Genomic DNA, 16,511 nt, shown 5'->3' with positions numbered 1-16,511 from the left:
AGGGGTGACAACGGGTGGTTGTCATCATAACAAAACGCTGGCTGTTCTCCGTCATTTGCGCTGCATACGATTCGCTCCACGACAGACGAAGCGCGCGGAGGAAAAGCGGTGAGCAGACAGTGGGTTTTGCCGGAGGTGGCGGCGATCGAAGCCGAAATGATCGCGCTGCGCCATGAGTTGCACGCGCGGCCCGAACTGGGCTTCGAGGAGCACGCGACGAGCGCGCTCGTGGCCGCGAAGCTCGAATCGTGGGGCTATCGGGTGACGCGCGGCGTGGGCGGCACGGGCGTGGTCGGGACCCTCGCGCGCGGGCAGGGTGCGAGTCTCGGGCTGCGCGCCGACATGGACGCTCTACCGATCCGCGAGACGACGGGGCTGCCCTATGCGAGCCGCAACGACGGCATCATGCACGCCTGCGGTCATGATGGCCACACGGCGATGCTGCTGGCGGCGGCGCGCTGCCTTGCACAAAACTCGCAAAACGCGCACTGGCGCGGCACGCTGCACCTGATTTTTCAGCCGGCCGAAGAGGGCCTGGGCGGCGCGCTCAAGATGATCGAGGACGGCCTGTTCGAGCGCTTTCCCTGCGATAGCGTGTTCGCGATGCACAATGTGCCCGGCTTTCCCGCCGGCCAGATCGGCGTCCAGAGCGGCGCGTTCATGGCCTCCGCCGACGAAGTGACGATCCGCGTGATCGGCCGTGGCGGGCATGCGGCGGCGCCTCAGCAAACGATCGATCCGGTCGTGGTCGGCGCTTCGATCGTGATGGCGCTGCAAAGCGTGGTGGCGCGCAACGTGGCGCCGCACGAGCAGGCGGTCGTGAGCGTCGGCGCGCTCCATGCGGGCAGCGCCTCGAACGTGATCGCCCCGCACGCCGATCTGCATCTGAGCGTGCGCGCGCTTTCGGCCGAAGTGCGCGCGCTGCTCGAGCGGCGCATATGCGCGCTTGCCGAGGGGCAGGCCGCCAGTTACGGCGCCAGCGTGGAGATCGATTACCGCCGGGGCTACCCCGTGCTCGTGAATCATGACGAGGAGACCGCGATCGCCCGCCGCGTCGCGCTCGACTGGGGCGGCGAAGCGATGTTGATCGACGGCCTGCGCCCGTTCCTGGCGAGCGAGGACTTCGCGTACATGCTGGAGCGCTGTCCGGGCAGCTATCTCTCGATCGGCAACGGCGACGGCGCGCAGCATTGCTCGCTGCACCACCCCGGCTACGACTTCAACGACGCGAGCCTCGCCATTGGCGCGAGCTACTGGGTGAAGCTCGCGGAGCACATTCTGCAATGAACGCACAAGCAAACTGATTCAGGCAATTTAATCAGGTAACCGAAACAACAGAAAGGAGACGATGCAATGAAGAAATGGACGATGGCGCTCTCGCTGGCGCTCGCAGCGGCGGCCACGGCGGCTACGGTGGGGCAAGCGCACGCGGAGGATCTGAAGGGCCGGGAGATCCGGCTGGCGGTCGATCCCACCTATCCGCCGCTCGAATACAAAACGCCGGACGGCAAGCTCACGGGCTTTGGCGTCGATATCGCCAACGCGTTGTGCGCACAACTGAATGCGCATTGCGTGTGGGTGGAAACGAGCTTCGACGGCATGATTCCCGGCCTGATCGCGCGCAAGTTCGACGTCATCTCCTCGTCGATGACGATCACGCCCAAGCGCATGGAGCAGATCGCCTTCACGAACAAGATCTCGAACGCGCCCGCCCGGCTCGTCGTGCGGCGCGGCTCGCCGTTGCTGCCCGACGCCGCCTCGCTCAAGGGCAAGCGCGTGGGGGTGGAGCAGGGCACGAGCCAGGAAGACTACGCGCGCGCCAAGTGGCAGCCCGCGGGCGCCGAGATCGTCGCTTACCAGAACCAGGACCAGGTTTATGCGGACCTGACCTCGGGGCGTCTGGACGCCGCATTCCAGGCCTCGATCGAAGCCAGCGACGGCTTTCTCAAGCGCCCCGAAGGCAAGGACTTCACCTTCGCGGGTGGCGCCATCGACGACCCGAAGTTCTTCGGTCAGGGCGACGGGCTCGGCCTGCGCAAGCAGGACACCGAGCTGCGCGACGCCTTCAACGGCGCGCTCGCCGCGATTCTCGCGAACGGCACCTACGCGCGCATCAACAAGAAGTACTTCGACTTCGACATCTACGGCGCGAAATAACGCCGGCCGGGCAGCGCAGTCGGCCAGGCGGGCGCAGGGCATGCGGCCCGCCACGGCGAAGGCAGGCGGGGAGCGCCTTGGCCGATATCATTAGCATGCCTGATAAAAAACGGAATCCACATGAAGAGGAAGATCTTTTGCGTCATGGCGCTGTGCGGTGCGGCCGCGCCCGCTTTCGCGCAAAGCAGCGTGACCCTGTACGGCCTGATCGACGAGGGTATCGACTACACGAACAACGTGGGCGGCCACGCCGTCTATGAAATGACGAGCGGCTATGCGCAAGGCAGCCGCTGGGGGCTCAAGGGCAGCGAAGATCTCGGCGGCGGCAACAGCGCCGTGTTCCAGATCGAGAGCGGCTTCAATGCGGGCAATGGGGCGCTCGCGCAGGGCGGCCGCGCGTTCGGGCGCCAGGCGTTCGTCGGCCTTGCCAACGAGCGCCTGGGCACGCTCACGCTGGGGCGCCAGTACGACTCCGTGGTGGACTATCTCGCGCAGACCACGGCGAACGGCAGCTGGGGCGGCTATCTGCTCTCGCATCCCTACGACAACGACAACACCGACAACACCTTCCGCCTGAACAATACCGTCAAATACGCGAGCCCGACCTTCGGCGGTTTCTCGTTCGGCGGCACGTACAGCTTCAGCAACGACACCGGCTTCGCGAACAACCGCGCGCTGAGCGTGGGCGCGCAATACACGGTGGGCGGCTGGCTCATCGCCGCGGCGTATTTGAACGCGAATAATCCCGCGCTGACCTCGGGCGGCGCGATTGCGGGCGCGAGCAGCACCAATGGCGCGGACGGCAATTTCGCTGCGTCGCGGCTGCAGATCTTCGGCGCGGGCGTGAATTACACGGCGGGCCCGGCGACGGTCGGCTTCGCGTATAGCAATACCTATATCGCGCAGCCCGTGGCGAACGTCGGCTATCTCACGGGCGACGAGACGATCCAGCCCGTGACGGGGCCGCTCGCCGGTGGCCGCGTGACGTCGCTCAGGTATCAGAACTTCGAGGTCAACGGCAAGTATCAGTTCACGCCGGCCTGCTTCGTGGGCGCGCAGTATGTCTACACGCTCGAACGCTACGATGCCACGACGGGCAGCGTGAAACCTTCGATCCACTCGGTGGGCCTGATGGTCGACTACAACCTGTCGAAGCGCACGGACGTCTATTTGCAGGGCGCATTCCAGCTCGTGGCCGGTGACCGGACCGGCTCGTCGCTCGACCAGGCTTATGTGCCGGGCGCGCAGGATCTTTCCTCGACTTCGCGCCAGCTCGCGGTGCGCGCCGCCATCCGCCATAGTTTCTGACTTTGCAGCTTCGCGCGGCGCTCTGGCCGATTGGAGCGCCGCGCGGCGAGTCTGCGCCATGCGTGATGGATCGCCTTGGGACTGCCGAACAAAAAAATGCCCGCTCAAGGCGGGCAACAAGTTCGAGGAGACCTGATAAGGGCGCGGGGTGAGCCCTCAGGAACCACTGTAGCGCACCGCGCGCCCGCCTGCACCTATCCGAACGAACAGGGTGCTGGCGCAGCGTTGCCCGAAACCCTGATCGCAGCGGCCAGCGCATGGCCGGATTTGTCACTAGACCGGCCAGTTTGGACACGCCCGCCGTCTCTCCCCGATGCTACGATCGGCGCACTTTCATAACGGCAGTGCAGCAATGCGCGACGGTACGCGCGGGAGAAACTTGCGATGAAAATCGAAACACTGGGCGTCGTCGGCGCGGGAACGATGGGCGCCGGCATTGCCCAGGCCGCCGCGGTCGCGGGGCTCAAGGTCATCATGATCGACGTGACCGACGCCGCGCTCACGAGAGGCGTCGCCGCGCTGAGCGACAGCCTCGGGCGGCTCGTGGCAAAAGGCAAGCTCGATGCCGCCGCGCAAGACGCGGCGCTCGCGCGTATCGAAACGTCCACCGATTATCAGGCGCTTGCCGCTGTCGATCTCGTCATCGAGGCGGCGACCGAAAACCTCGATCTGAAAATCCGAATCCTTAAGCAGATCGAAGCGGTGCTGCGCAGCGACGCCATTATCGCGTCCAATACCTCGTCGATTTCGATCACGACGCTGGGCGCGGCGCTGGCCGACCCCGCGCGCTTCGTCGGCATGCACTTCTTCAATCCGGTGCCGCTCATGCCGCTCGTCGAAATCATTCGCGGCCTTCAAACGAGCGCCCCGACCGCGGACGCGATTCGCGAGCTGACCACGCGGCTCGGCAAGTCGCCCATCAGCGTCAAGAACTCGCCGGGCTTCGTGGTCAACCGCATTCTCGTGCCGATGATCAACGAGGCGTTTTTCCTGCTCGCCGAAGGCGCCGCGACGGCCGAGGAAATCGACGCCGGCATGAGCCTGGGCGCGAATCATCCCATCGGGCCGCTCGCGCTTGCCGATCTCGTCGGGCTCGACGTTTGTCTCTCGGTGCTCGACGTCTTCCTCAAAGACTTTGGCGATCCTAAATATCGTGCCTGCCCGCTGTTGCGCGAGCTGGTGTCCGCGGGGCGGCTGGGCCGGAAAACCGGGCACGGCGTTTACTGCTACGCATAATCTTCCGGGGGCACCGGCCTGGCTCGGCGCGGGACGGGCCGTATGGCTTTTGCGGGCGGGGCACTTTCGGGTTGGTGATACACGACATCGCGCTATGATGTCGGACGCGCTGGACCGCCTGTAAGCTTGCAGTAGGGGCGCCCAGGCGTCACGCGTCTGCGTTGTTCGTATCGGTGCAATACCCGTATTGGTTCCCGTCACGAGAGCGATGAAACAACGTACATGGCCCGGATTCCCCACCGCATGTTCGCCCCTGGCATGCGCGCCGCTCGCAGGTTGCGTTGCCCATGGCGCACCTTCCTGGCCGCTGTTCGGCGCGTACTTTCCGTTCTGGCTTTTGAGCGCCGTGGCCGGCATCGTGGGGGCGCTCATCGCGCATCGGGTGTTCATCGCAACGGGCTGGGTCCGTGCCGTGCCTTATCAGCTTTCGGTCTGCACCGCGATCGGCGTCGTCGTCGGGGTGTTCGTCTGGCTGTCCGGAACGGGGCAGCTCTGAGATGAAACTGGCCGGCGTGAATCCCCAACCCGCCTGGAAGGGCCGCGCGATCGCCGCCGTGATCGTGCTGCTCGGCGCGGCGGCGCTCGGGTACGCCTATAGCCGGTCGTCGCGCTTCCCGTCGACCGACGACGCGACCATCGACGCCGATGTCGTGCACGTGGCCTCGCCCGTGGGCGGCCGGATCGTGCGCGTGGCCGTCGAGGAGAACGCGCGGGTGGCGCAGGGCGACGTGCTGTTCGAAATCGATCCCGTGCCGTACCGGCTCGCGGTCGCGCAGGCGCAGGCCGAAGTGGAGCTCGCGCGCGCGGCGCTGGCGACGCGCCGCCGCTCGGTGATCGGCGAGACTTCGGGCGCGGCGCTCGCCGCCGACCAGACCCAGCGCGCGACGCACAACTACGATCTCGCGACGCGCAGCGTCGAGCGGCTGCGGCCGCTCGCGGCGCAGGGCTACGTGTCCGCGCAGCAGTTCGACCAGGCGGTCGTCGCGCAGCGCGACGCGAGCGTGTCGCTCTCGCAGGCGAAGGAGCAGCAGCGCGCCTCCACCCAGACGATCGGCGACGACGCCGATGCGATCGCCACCCTGCATGCGCGCGAAGCCGCGCTCGCGATCGCGCAGCACGCGCTCGCCGACACCGTGGTGCGCGCGCCGTTCAACGGCTACGTGACGGGGCTCGCGGTGCTCGCGGGCGAGACCGTCGCGCCGAACCAGTCCATCTTCACGCTGATCCACGCGGGCGAATGGTTCGCCGTGGCGAATTTCCGCGAGACGGCGCTCGGGGCGATCGACGTGGGTGACTGCGCGACCGTCTATTCGATGATCGACCGCGGCCATCCGATGCGCGGCGAGGTCGTCGGCATCGGCGCCGGGATCGCGGACCTCGACCGCGTGAACGTCCCGCACGGTCTGCCCTTTGTGCAGCAGTCGGTGAACTGGGTGCGCGTCTCGCAGCGCTTCCCGGTGCGCGTGCGCATCGAGGCGCCGGCCGCGAAGCTCGTGCGTGTGGGTGCGAGCGCAATCGTCGAGGTCCGGCATGGCCAGTCTTGCCGGTGAGCTGAACGCGCCGGGGCCGCGCGACATCGCGAGGCTGCTCGCGCCGTTTCCGGGTCGCTTCTCGATCGTCACCCGCATCGCGCTGATCTGCGCGCTGACCACGCTCGTCACGAGCGCATACGGCACGCCCGAGGCCGCGCTGTCGGCCTATGTGGTGTTCTTCCTGAACAAGCCCGACCGCGTGACGAGCCTCGTGCTCTCGGCGGCATTTCTGCTGCTCGTGACGGTCATCATCGCGATCGTGATAGCGGTCGCCGTATTTTGCATCGACGTTCCGGCGCTGCGCGTCGCGTGCATGGCGGTGCTTTCGTTCGGACTGCTGTTCGTTACGTCGGCGAGCAAGCTGCGGCCGGTGGGGGCGATCGTCGCCATGATCGTCGGCTTCGGGCTCGACGAACTGGGCCTCGCGCCAGTGGGCGAAGCGGCGACGCGCGGCTTGCTCTACGCGTGGCTGCTGGTGGCGATTCCGATTGGCGTGGCGATCGTCGTGAATCTGCTGTTCGCGCCTTCGCCGCGCCAGCTTGCCTGTGCGCAGCTCGCGAGCCGCCTGAGGCTCGCCGCGCGCCGGCTGAGCGGCGCTCCTGGCGACGATAGCGATGAAGCGCGCGCCGCCTTCGACGCCTGCCTGCGCGAGGGCGAGCATCAGATCATGGCCTGGCTCAAGCTCTCGAAGCTCGAAGGCACGTCGAGCGCCGCCGACTGCGCGGCGCTGCGCCAGGCGGCGGCGTCCACGACGGCGATCCTGCTCGCCACGGATCTCGCCGCGAGCGAGCCCGGCGCGCGACCAGCGGCGGCATGCGCGGCGCGGCTTGCCGCGACGATGGAGCAGATGGCCGCGATGCTCGACGCGGGCGGCTATCCCGTGGACGTCGTGGCCGATCTGGCGGGCTTGCACGAGGCGAGCGCGAGCGCGGCGCCTTCGCCGCTCGCCGCGCTCGTGCTGGCCGATTTGCGCGCGGCGCTGGAGGGCTTCGCGGTGCCGCCCGCGTCACCGGCCGAGACGCCGGCGCAGGCGACGGAACCCGCGCCCGCGCACAGCGGCTTCTTCGACGCCGACGCGCTCACCAATCCCGATCACGTTCGCTACGCGCTGAAGACCACGGCGGCGGCCATGTTCTGCTACCTGCTCTATCAGCAGCTCGACTGGCAGGGCATCCATACCTGCTTCATCACCTGCTATATCGTCTCGCTCGGCACCACGGCCGAGACCGTCGAGAAGCTCACGCTGCGGATCGCGGGCTGCCTCGTCGGCGCATTGCTGGGCACGGCGGCCATCGTGTTCGTGACGCCCGCGCTGACTTCGGTGGCCGGGCTGATGGTGCTCGTCTTCGCGGGCGCGTGGCTGGCCGCGTGGGTGGCGATGGGCTCGCCGCGCATCGCCTACGCGGGCATGCAGATCGCTTTTGCGTTCTTCCTGTGCGTGATCCAGGGCGCGGCGCCGGCCTTCGATCTCACGGTCGCGCGCGACCGCGCGATCGGCATCCTGATCGGCAATCTGGTGGTCTATCTGGTCTTCACGCGGGTCTGGCCCGTGAGCATTGCCGGCCGGATCGATGCGGCGCTCGACGCGCTCGTCGCGCAGTGGACCCGCATCGCGCATGCCGCCGACGCCCGTGCGCGGCGCACGCTCGCCGCGGGCGCGCTCGCGCAATACGGCGGGCTGCGCGACGATCTGGGCCTGATCCACTACGAGCCCTCGTGGGTGCGTCCCGCGCCCGCGTGGATCGAGCGCCGCTGGCGCGCGCTCGCGGAGCTTGGCGCGCTGGAGGGGCCGGTTTTTCTCGCGGCCGGGCGCGCAGGCGCGGCGGCCGATGTGCGGCTGAAAGCGCTCACGCGCAGGGTCGAGGCGGGCGAGGATGCGGAAGGCGTTGTGAAGGGCGGTGCGAAAGAAGCCCCAGGCTCGCGCGACGCCGAGGCTGGGACGCCAACGTCAGGCACCAGCGTCGCCGATTCCACCGCCGGTTCCATTGCAGATAGCGCGGCACAAGCCAGCGTCAACGCACTACTAAACGTGATCGATGCGCGGTTCGGCGAGATCGCCGACGCCGCGCGCTCCTCTCCATCGAAGGAAGCGCCGACCGATGCGCGCCCTTGACCCCAAGCGCCGGCTGACCGCCGCGGTCGTAGCCGCCGCAGCCGCCGCACTCGCGGGATGCGCGACGTCCTCGCTTGATCTCGCGCCTCCCGCGCCCGACCGTCCGTGGCAGCCGCAGACGAACGCGGCGGGCGATATCGTGCCCGGCCCGCCGCGCACCGGCGCCGATGGCGCCGGCTACACGCTGCCGAACAGCACTGGGCTCGCGAGCGTCGCGCCCGCGGCGGCGCTCGACGCGAACCATGCCTATACGCTGCCCGAGCTGATCGATCTCGCGGAGTCCGCGAATCCGCAGACGCGGATCGCCTGGAACGATGCGCGCAATGCGGCGCTCGCGGCGGGCATCGCGAAGACCGCCTACCTGCCGCAGCTCACGGCGACCGCGATGGGCGGCTATCAGGCCGGCAGCGGCTCGGCGTCCACCTTGCTCGGCAACGTGTCGTCGAACGAGGACCTGCACGGCACGGTCTCCGTGCTCGCGCTCCAATGGCTGCTGTTCGACTTCGGCGGGCGCCGCGCGCGCGTCGATGCGGCCACGCGGCTCTCGATGGCGGCGAACGTCGCGTTCACGGCCGTGCACCAGCGCGTGATCCACGACGTGAGCATCGCCTACTACACCTACGAGGCCGCGTGCGCGCGCTCGCGTACCGCGCAGCAGGCGCTCGACAACGCGGACGGGATTCTCGCCGCCGCGCGCGCACGGCTGAAGCAGGGCGTGGGCACGGTCGTCGAGGTGGCGCAGGCCACGCAGAACCGCGCGCAGGCGAATCTCGCGCAGGTGCAGGCCAACGGCGTGCAGAGCGACAGCTATCTGAACCTCGTGTCCGCGCTCGGCATCTCGCCGTTGTCGAAGCCGACGATCGCGCCATTGCCGGCGCGCTCGCTCTCACCGGCGCTGCACAAATCGGTCGACGAGATCGTCGCCGATGCCATCGCGCGGCGGCCCGACGTGCAGGGCGCGTACGCGCTCGAGCAGGCGAACCAGGCGAAGATCCGCGCGGCCGAGGCGGCCTTCATGCCGAAGGTGTTCGTGGCCGCCACGGCCGCGTACGGCACGGGCTCGACGGCGATCACGGCCATTCCGCCGGTGGGCGACCAGGCCGCCACCGTGAACCTGGCTGGCAGCCGCCGCAGCGGCAGCGTATTCGTGGGCGTGACGATCCCGCTCTACGACGGCGGCTTGCGCTCCGCCGTGCTGATGCAGGCGCGCAACGACGCGGACAGCGCGGCCGCGCAACTGACGCGCACGAAGCAGGAGGCCGTGCGCCAGATCGTGGTCGCGCAGAACACGCTCGCCACGAGCCTCGCATCGAACGATGCGGCGAAAGCACTGGTCGAGGCCGCGCAGACGACCTATGGCGCGGCGTTCGCCGCCTACCGGCACGGCGTGGGCTCCATCACCGACGCGCTGCTTGCACAGAACCAGTTGATCGCCGCGCAGGACGCGTATGCGGACAGCTATAGCGCCGCGTTGTCGGCCGCCGCGTCGCTGGCGCTCGCGACGGGGGAGATGGGCGCGCAGGCCCCGGACGGGGCATATGGGGAATTGCCGCTGGGTGAGTGAGCGCGAGCGATCGGGATCGATGCTCGCGCCAGCGATCAAACAGCGGCCCGCGCCGCCACCATCATTCGGACGCTTGAGCACTCGCCCCAGCGCTGCCGCAGTAGCGCGAACCGTCCTTCGACGCAAACAGATAGCAGGCGAGTGCGGTGGCAACGAGGCCGACCATCCACGAAACATCGGCGCCGCCCAGGATCGATGCCCACGGCCCGTGAAAGAAGCTCTCGTCCATGAACGGCACCTGGATCGCGATGCCGAAGACGTAAATCGCAATCGCCTTGAAGTTGAACGAGCCGTACACGCCGCCGTTGCTGCTGATGATTTCCGCGACCCGGTAATGGCGGTTGTTGACGAGATAGAAGTCGATCAGATTGATCGCGATCCAGGGCGCCAGCACGATGCGCAACGCGAAGATCGCATTGAGGAAGAGGGCGATGAAGTTGCTCGATGCCCACAGCGCGGTCACCGTCGATGCCACCAGCAGGATCGCCGATACGGCCACCCGGACGTTGCGTCCCGGCACCCAATGCGGACGGAAGGTCTGGGCGGCGGTAATGAAGGACAGCACCGCGCCATACAGATTCATCCCGTTGTGGCCGATGATGTTGACGAGGAAAAGGCAGATCAGCACGTAGCCGAACAGGCCCGTTTGTTCGCGCACAGCCTGCATCGCGTCCGTGGAGTGGCCGGTGCTGACCGCAAGCACACCGAACAGAAACGCGAAGATCGTGCCCAGCGAGGTGCCGAAGTACGTGTACGCGAAGGTCTTCGCGAAGCCGGTGGAGGCGGGCAGGTAGCGCGAATAATCGGACGTATAGGGCGCGAAGCTGATTTGCCATACCGCGCAGAGGCCGAACATCGCGAACCAGTTGGCGAGATCGAAATGACCTTGCTCGAAGATCCGGGCGTCGAGGTGCGGCGCCATCAGCGCGATGCCGATCACGAGCGCGCCGCCCATGAACCAGGCGCCCACCTTGTTGAAGCGATGGATGAAGTGACAGCCGATCACGCCGACCAGCGTCGCGAGCACCGCGCCGATGACGGTGGCGACCGGCGCGGGCACCGCAGGCGCCGCCGTATGGAGCGTCTTGCCCGCGAGAATGATGTTCGAGACGAAGAAGCCGAGATAGATCAGCGTGGTGAATCCCACCACCAGCAAGGACCCGTAGCGGCCGAATTGCGCGCGGCTCTGGATCATCTGCGGCACGCCGACGAGCGGCCCTTGCGCCGAGGTGAGCGCGTGGAAAATGGCGCCGAAGAATTGCCCGGCCGCGATGGCGCAAATCGCGCTCACGAGGTCGAGGTGAAAAACCAGCACCGAGGTGGCGCCCGATATCACGGCCAACGGCGCGACATTGGTGCAGAACCACAAGGTGAACAGATCGGCCGGTTTGCCGTGCCGTGCCTCCGGGGCAACATACTCGATCGAGTTGCTTTCGATCGCCAGAACGCTGTTGTCGTTCTCCGGGTGTTTCATGCTGTCTCCATCCTGATTGCCTGGGATTTACTGATTTGTGCCGGGCCGCGAACGATGCGGCGCGGCCCCGGTCTGGTCTCTACGGACCCTCGACCGGTTGTGGGTAAGCGCTTCGTGGCGTGCCTTGTTCAGCACATTCAGCGCATCACGAACGGGTCGCTGATCGGCTCGTCCGACGTGCGCAGCCAGACGGACTTCGTCGTCGTATATTCGAGCGCCGCGCTGAAGCCGCCTTCGCGGCCGTGCCCGGAAAGGCCGAAGCCACCGAACGGCACGAGCGGGGAGACCGCGCGATAGGTGTTGATCCAGACGATGCCCGAGCGCACGCGCTTCGAAACGCGGTGAGCGCGCGTGAGATTGCTCGTGAAAATGCCGGCGGCGAGCCCATAGGCCGTGCTGTTGGCTTTCTCGATCGCCTCCTGTTCGGTCGTGAACGTGTCCACCGAAAGCACCGGCCCGAACAATTCCGTGGTGATACTGTCCGCGTGCTCGACGCCGCTGCAATCGAGAATCGTGGGTGCGTAGTAATAGCCGTCACGCTCGATCTTCTTCGCGCCGGCGAGCACTTTGGCGCCTTGACGCACGGAGCTCGCGACCACGGACTCGATATTGTGCAACTGTCGTTCGGTGCACAGCGGCCCGTATTCCGTCTCCATGTCGTTGGGCGAGCCCACGCGAATGCGCGAGACGCGCTCGACCAGCAGCGCGAGGAACTGGTCCTTCACCGATGCCTCGATCAGGAGGCGCGAACCCGCCACGCAGCTCTGGCCGCTCGCGGCGAAGATGGCCGCGACCTGCGCATTGACGGCGCTCTGGATATCGGTATCGGCGAACACGATGAACGGCGACTTGCCGCCGAGTTCGAGCGAGACCTTAGCGAGATTGGCGGCCGTGTTCCTGACGATGTGGCGCGCGGTTTCGGGGCCGCCCGTGAAGGCGACCTTGTCCACGCCGGGGTGGCCGCTCAGCACCGCGCCGCATTCGGGACCGAAGCCGGTGATGACGTTAACGACGCCCGCGGGAAAGCCGGCCTCGTGCACGAGGCGCGCGAATTCGAGCAAGGGGCCGGGCGCTTCCTCGGACGCCTTGAGCACCACCGTGCAGCCCGCGGCGAGCGCGGGCCCGAGCTTGACCGCGGAAAGGAAGAGCTGGCTGTTCCATGGCACGATGGCGGCGACCACGCCCACGGGCTGTCGTTCGAGCCAGACCTGCATGTCGGGCTTGTCGACGGGGATGTTGCTCCCCTCGATCTTGTCGGCAATGCCTGCGTAATACCGGTAGTACTGCGCAACATAGGCGATCTGGCTCGACGTTTCGCGGATGATCTTGCCGGTGTCGTGGGTTTCAATTTCAGCGAGTCGCGGCGCAGCCTTTTCGACGAGATCGGCGAGCTTGTACAGCAGCTTGCCGCGCGCCGACGCGCTGAGACCCGCCCATTTGGGGTCGCTCAATGCGCGGCCGGCGGCGGCCACGGCGCGGTTGACCTCGTCGGTGCGCGCTTCCGGCATCTGCGCCCAGACGGCGCCGGTAGCGGGATTCACGCTGCCGAACGTGGCGGCGCCGGGTTCGAACTGGCCGTCGATATACAGCTGAAAATGAACATTCATGGCGTCAAAACCTTATTGGAACGCGGGCATCACGTCGCGGATCATGCGTTCGAGCGAAGCCTTCTTGCGCTCGAAGCTCATGCCGGTGTCGATCCAGAACGAGTACTCGTCGAAGCCCAATGCTTCGTAGGCCTTAAGACGGGCAATCACTTCCGCGGGCGTGCCGATCACGTTGTTCTTGCGCATGGCTTCGGGCGTGTAGAACGGATGCGCGGCCATTTCTTCGCGGCTCAGCGGCTTGATCATGCCGCGGCTGACCGGACGCTCGTTCTTGAACCACGCGCCGAAGTAGTTGTAGAACACGTTCACTTCCTCGGCGGCGACTTGCGCGTCGTCCTCGCTGCTCGCCACATAGGTATGGCGCAGCAGCATGATCTGCGGGCGCGGCACGTTGCTGAACTTTTCGCACGCGGCGTTGAAGTGGCCCACGAGCTTCTCCACTTCTTCGTCGCCCTGGTGCAGCGGCGTGACCTGAACATTGCAGCCGTTGGCCACCGCGAACTCGTGGCTGTTCGGGTCGCGCGCGGCCACCCAGATCGGCGGATGCGGCTGCTGCAGCGGCAGCGGCGACGAGGTCGTCGACGGGAATTGCCAGAACTCGCCTTCGTGCGCGTAATCGCCTTCCCAGAGTTTTTTCACGGCCGGAATCAGTTCGCGCATCCGTTGCCCGGCGCCCCAGGCGTCGAGGCCCGGCATCAGGCGCTCGTACTCGAACGAGTAGGCGCCGCGCGCGATGCCCAGATCGAGGCGGCCACCCGTGATGATATCGGTCATCGCGGCTTCGCCGGCGAGCTTGATCGGGTGCCAGAACGGCGCGATCACGGTGCCCGTGCCGAGCCGCACGCGCTTCGTCTTGTTGGCGAGATCGGCGATGCTGATGAACGGATTGGGCGCGATCGTGAAGTCCATGCCGTGATGCTCGCCGGTCCAGACGGCGTGCATGCCGCCGCGGTCGGCGATCTGGCACAGCTCGACCATTTCGTCATACAGCTGCTTTTGACTGGTCTGGTCGGAGACGCGTTCCATATGAACGAAAAGCGAAAAACGCATGATGTAACCTTTCAGGAAAGAAGCGGGCGGACCGTGCCGTTGCTATGGTCACCGAAATACAAACCGTAGCTCTTCAACTGGCTCTCCTTGCGGTAGCGTTCGAGCATGCTGGCGAGCGCGCTGTCTTCGAACGCTTGCGTCTCGATGTCGTCGAGGCTCACGAATTCGCCCTTGATGGCGAGCTCGTCCGGGGCGCTGCACAGGAACGAGATGTACTGGTAACACGTTTCGGTGTTGTTGTAGACCGAATAAATAAAGTTGGCCGAGGCGTCGGGCTGGTATTGCCTGAAGATATCGTCGAGCGCTTTATCGGCGCCTTCCTTGCCGATCTCTTTCGAAGGCAGTCCCCATTTGCCGTCGGCCTGCTTGACCATGAGCACTTTGTCGTCGCGCGTGATGATCGCGCTGACGATGACCTTCGGCCCGGCGATGACTTCGGCCGAAAGCGTGGCCGGCGTGAAATAGCCGCCGCGGTAATAGCCGAGCCCCGCATACCCTGCGGAATGGAACGCCTCGACCTTGCCGACGATGAGCGCATGGTCGCCCGCATCGATCACCGCGTGCGTCGTGCAGTCGAACCACGCGCTTACTTCGTCGATGAGCGGATTATGGTTGGCGCTCAGGTGCCAGCTCACTTTGGCGAAGCGGTCGTCGCTGGGCCGCGCGAAGGTGTTGGAAAGCTCCTTTTGCCCTTCCGCGAGAATGTTGATGGCGAAGTGGCCCGTCGTGGAAAACGTCTGGTAATTGCTCGACGTCTTCGCGATGCTCACCAGCAGCAAGGCCGGGTCCAGCGATACCGATGAGAACGAATTCGCGGTGAAGCCGAGCGGCTTGCCGTCTTCGTGCGCCGTGGTCACGATCGTCACGCCCGTCATGAACGCGCCGAACGCATCGCGAAGCTCGCGTGTGTTGATCGACGCCGCTTGCGGGGCGGGTTGCGCGGCCGTTTGCGTCGCGCTCTGCGGTGTGGATTGCTGGCTCGTAACAGGATTCATAGCACATTCCCAACTGCATGATTTTCCGCCTGCGGCTCGGTCTGCAACCAGGCACGCAGGGCGCGATTGACTTGTTCGGGCGCGGTCAGATTCACCATGTGGCGCTCGTTTTCGATCACGACGGCCTGGCCGTCATGGGCCGCCTGCGCCATCTGCACGGCCATGGCCGGCGTCGAGTTCGGATCGTCCGAACCGGTCAGCACGAGCGCGGGGCAAGCAATCGTGTGCCAGCCATCGGCATAGACTTCGTCGCCCTTCGCGAACGCCGTGTACGCCGTGGCGTAGCCCGCGAGATCCACCGATTTGAGCCAGGACTCGACCCTTTGCGCGGCAATGCGTTGCGATTCCTCGGCATTGAACCAGCGGCGCAGCGGCGTTTGCACGTCGATGGTGCCCGAGCGCAGCTCGGCGGCGCGTTCGAGCACGGCTTCGCGCGCCTCGGCCGTGCGGCGGTACACACCGTTCAGGACTGCCACACGCTTGACCAGGTCCGGCCGCGTCACGGCCACGCCGGCGGCGATCAGCGAACCCATCGAGTGGCCCGCCAGATTGACGGGGCCGCAGCGAAGCGCCTCGATGAACTCGATCGCCCATTGCACGAACTGCTGCAGGTCGGCGTTCGCGTCGAGCGCATCGCTCATGCCGTGGCCCGGCATGTCGACCGAGATCACGCGGAATTCGCGCGACAGGTCCTCGATTTGCGGATACCACGCGCTCGCCTGCATGCCCACGCCGTGAATCAGGACCAGCGGCTCGCCGCTGCCTTGCTCGAGCCAGTGGGCGACGCGCTTAGTGGACAGCTGCAGGGTTCTTGACGTCATTTCCGAGCTCTGCGAGGTCTTTGTAGCGATCGCCAATGCGGTGATGCGGACGGCCAGCGGTCGCGCCGCCAATGGCGATGACCAGTTCGTCGGCGGCCGGCGCGTCGGGAATCGCAAACTGGAGCGTCAGATAGTGCGAGCGGCGGCCTTCGTCGTTCTTGTCCATCATCGGGATCAGCAGCGGTGCGTTGGCCGGGCCGCGCGTGTTGTTGAACGCGAGATACGACTTCGCGCCCACGGCCGAGCGGTAGATGTTGCCGAAGTGCAGCGTGTGGATCAGCGCGGACGCGTGCTCGATCTCGCCGTCGAGGCCGACGATCGCGCTCTTGCCGAACGCCTCGACGGCTTCGCCCGAACCGGCTTCGTCGAGGATCAGCCTGGTCAGGTGCTCGCTCAGTTGCGGTGCGATGGCACGAATCTCGGGCGACAGGTCTTCGACATAGCCGCGGCCCGCCCACGGGTTCTTGATCACGGCGACCGCGCCGATCATCTTGAGCGGCCGGGCGGCGGCCTTGTCGCCATCGACGTAGACGGTCTCGACGTGGAGGACGGATTTGCGAATCAGGTTCATGGCACCTTCCTTTCGTGCGTTGAATGTGTGAGGCATTTTGGTATACCATGTTACGGCATGCCATGAGTGTTAACCCTTGCCGG

Annotated in this window: 14 protein-coding genes; 8 read left to right on the top strand and 6 right to left on the bottom strand. The window is 66.4% G+C overall.

What is annotated here, in order from left to right; translation table 11 throughout:
• Positions 1-156 precede the first annotated feature (156 nt).
• The 8 genes from U5775_RS24110 to U5775_RS24075 all read left to right on the top strand — a co-directional run bounded on the left by U5775_RS24110 (position 157) and on the right by U5775_RS24075 (position 9,910).
• On the top strand, positions 157-1,287 hold the full coding sequence (locus U5775_RS24110) for a M20 aminoacylase family protein (RefSeq protein WP_415913640.1): 1,131 nt from the start codon (positions 157-159) through the stop codon (positions 1,285-1,287).
• Positions 1,288-1,353: 66 nt separating this feature from the next.
• Positions 1,354-2,157: an ABC transporter substrate-binding protein gene (locus tag U5775_RS24105; protein ID WP_322060611.1), complete on the top strand. Its 804-nt coding sequence runs from the start codon at positions 1,354-1,356 to the stop codon at positions 2,155-2,157.
• Positions 2,158-2,277: 120 nt separating this feature from the next.
• Positions 2,278-3,465 (top strand): porin, encoded by a 1,188-nt coding sequence (locus tag U5775_RS24100; RefSeq protein WP_322060610.1) that lies wholly within the window; start codon positions 2,278-2,280, stop codon positions 3,463-3,465.
• 384 nt (positions 3,466-3,849) lie between these two features.
• Complete coding sequence (locus U5775_RS24095; protein ID WP_322060609.1) at positions 3,850-4,701, top strand: 3-hydroxybutyryl-CoA dehydrogenase; 852 nt, start codon at positions 3,850-3,852, stop codon at positions 4,699-4,701.
• A gap of 208 nt (positions 4,702-4,909) precedes the next feature.
• On the top strand, positions 4,910-5,197 hold the full coding sequence (locus tag U5775_RS24090; protein ID WP_322060608.1) for a hypothetical protein: 288 nt from the start codon (positions 4,910-4,912) through the stop codon (positions 5,195-5,197).
• A 1-nt stretch (position 5,198) separates the two neighbouring features.
• A complete protein-coding gene (gene mdtN, locus U5775_RS24085) occupies positions 5,199-6,251 on the top strand; it encodes a multidrug transporter subunit MdtN (RefSeq protein WP_322060607.1) in 1,053 nt (350 codons plus the stop codon).
• Positions 6,232-8,346, top strand: coding sequence for an FUSC family protein (locus tag U5775_RS24080; RefSeq protein WP_322060606.1), 2,115 nt, complete (start codon positions 6,232-6,234; stop codon positions 8,344-8,346). Before mdtN ends, U5775_RS24080 begins: the two co-directional genes overlap by 20 nt.
• A complete protein-coding gene (locus tag U5775_RS24075) occupies positions 8,333-9,910 on the top strand; it encodes a TolC family protein (protein ID WP_322060605.1) in 1,578 nt (525 codons plus the stop codon). The genes U5775_RS24080 and U5775_RS24075 overlap by 14 nt, the downstream gene beginning before the upstream one ends.
• A 61-nt stretch (positions 9,911-9,971) precedes the next feature.
• On the opposite strand, the gene U5775_RS24070 is transcribed toward U5775_RS24075, so the two are convergent.
• The 6 genes from U5775_RS24070 to U5775_RS24045 form a co-directional block, all read right to left on the bottom strand.
• The gene (locus U5775_RS24070; RefSeq protein ID WP_322060604.1) at positions 9,972-11,384 is read right to left on the bottom strand and encodes a purine-cytosine permease family protein; all 1,413 of its coding nucleotides are present in this window, start codon (positions 11,382-11,384) and stop codon (positions 9,972-9,974) included.
• 137 nt (positions 11,385-11,521) lie between these two features.
• Positions 11,522-12,991 carry an aldehyde dehydrogenase gene (locus tag U5775_RS24065; protein ID WP_322060603.1) on the bottom strand — a complete coding sequence of 490 codons (1,470 nt, stop codon included), beginning with the start codon at positions 12,989-12,991 and terminating at the stop codon, positions 11,522-11,524.
• Positions 12,992-13,003: 12 nt separating this feature from the next.
• The gene (locus tag U5775_RS24060) at positions 13,004-14,041 is read right to left on the bottom strand and encodes an LLM class flavin-dependent oxidoreductase (RefSeq protein ID WP_322060602.1); all 1,038 of its coding nucleotides are present in this window, start codon (positions 14,039-14,041) and stop codon (positions 13,004-13,006) included.
• A gap of 11 nt (positions 14,042-14,052) precedes the next feature.
• The gene (locus tag U5775_RS24055; protein WP_322060601.1) at positions 14,053-15,036 is read right to left on the bottom strand and encodes a flavin reductase; all 984 of its coding nucleotides are present in this window, start codon (positions 15,034-15,036) and stop codon (positions 14,053-14,055) included.
• Positions 15,033-15,857: an alpha/beta hydrolase gene (locus U5775_RS24050; protein ID WP_322060600.1), complete on the bottom strand. Its 825-nt coding sequence runs from the start codon at positions 15,855-15,857 to the stop codon at positions 15,033-15,035. The genes U5775_RS24055 and U5775_RS24050 overlap by 4 nt, the downstream gene beginning before the upstream one ends.
• Positions 15,826-16,428, bottom strand: a complete 603-nt coding sequence (locus tag U5775_RS24045) for an amino acid synthesis family protein (protein WP_322060599.1) — start codon at positions 16,426-16,428, stop codon at positions 15,826-15,828. Before U5775_RS24045 ends, U5775_RS24050 begins: the two co-directional genes overlap by 32 nt.
• Between the last annotated feature and the right edge of the window lie 83 nt (positions 16,429-16,511).

This window comes from Paraburkholderia sp. J63 (genome assembly GCF_905220245.1).
Taxonomy (GTDB): Bacteria; Pseudomonadota; Gammaproteobacteria; order Burkholderiales; family Burkholderiaceae; genus Paraburkholderia.
Note: the sequence above shows the minus strand (reverse complement) of the source record. Positions and strands in the feature narration are given on the sequence as shown.

Bases quoted from the DNA above. Each gene is read 5' to 3' on its own strand.
- U5775_RS24110 (WP_415913640.1), top strand. From the start codon at position 157: ATGATCGCGCTGCGCCATGAGTTGCACGCGCGGCCCGAACTGGGCTTC.
- U5775_RS24105 (WP_322060611.1), top strand. From the start codon at position 1,354: ATGAAGAAATGGACGATGGCGCTCTCGCTGGCGCTCGCAGCGGCGGCC.
- U5775_RS24100 (WP_322060610.1), top strand. From the start codon at position 2,278: ATGAAGAGGAAGATCTTTTGCGTCATGGCGCTGTGCGGTGCGGCCGCG.
- U5775_RS24095 (WP_322060609.1), top strand. From the start codon at position 3,850: ATGAAAATCGAAACACTGGGCGTCGTCGGCGCGGGAACGATGGGCGCC.
- U5775_RS24090 (WP_322060608.1), top strand. From the start codon at position 4,910: ATGAAACAACGTACATGGCCCGGATTCCCCACCGCATGTTCGCCCCTG.
- mdtN (WP_322060607.1), top strand. From the start codon at position 5,199: ATGAAACTGGCCGGCGTGAATCCCCAACCCGCCTGGAAGGGCCGCGCG.
- U5775_RS24080 (WP_322060606.1), top strand. From the start codon at position 6,232: ATGGCCAGTCTTGCCGGTGAGCTGAACGCGCCGGGGCCGCGCGACATC.
- U5775_RS24075 (WP_322060605.1), top strand. From the start codon at position 8,333: ATGCGCGCCCTTGACCCCAAGCGCCGGCTGACCGCCGCGGTCGTAGCC.
- U5775_RS24070 (WP_322060604.1), bottom strand. From the start codon at position 11,384: ATGAAACACCCGGAGAACGACAACAGCGTTCTGGCGATCGAAAGCAAC.
- U5775_RS24065 (WP_322060603.1), bottom strand. From the start codon at position 12,991: ATGAATGTTCATTTTCAGCTGTATATCGACGGCCAGTTCGAACCCGGC.
- U5775_RS24060 (WP_322060602.1), bottom strand. From the start codon at position 14,041: ATGCGTTTTTCGCTTTTCGTTCATATGGAACGCGTCTCCGACCAGACC.
- U5775_RS24055 (WP_322060601.1), bottom strand. From the start codon at position 15,036: ATGAATCCTGTTACGAGCCAGCAATCCACACCGCAGAGCGCGACGCAA.
- U5775_RS24050 (WP_322060600.1), bottom strand. From the start codon at position 15,857: ATGACGTCAAGAACCCTGCAGCTGTCCACTAAGCGCGTCGCCCACTGG.
- U5775_RS24045 (WP_322060599.1), bottom strand. From the start codon at position 16,428: ATGAACCTGATTCGCAAATCCGTCCTCCACGTCGAGACCGTCTACGTC.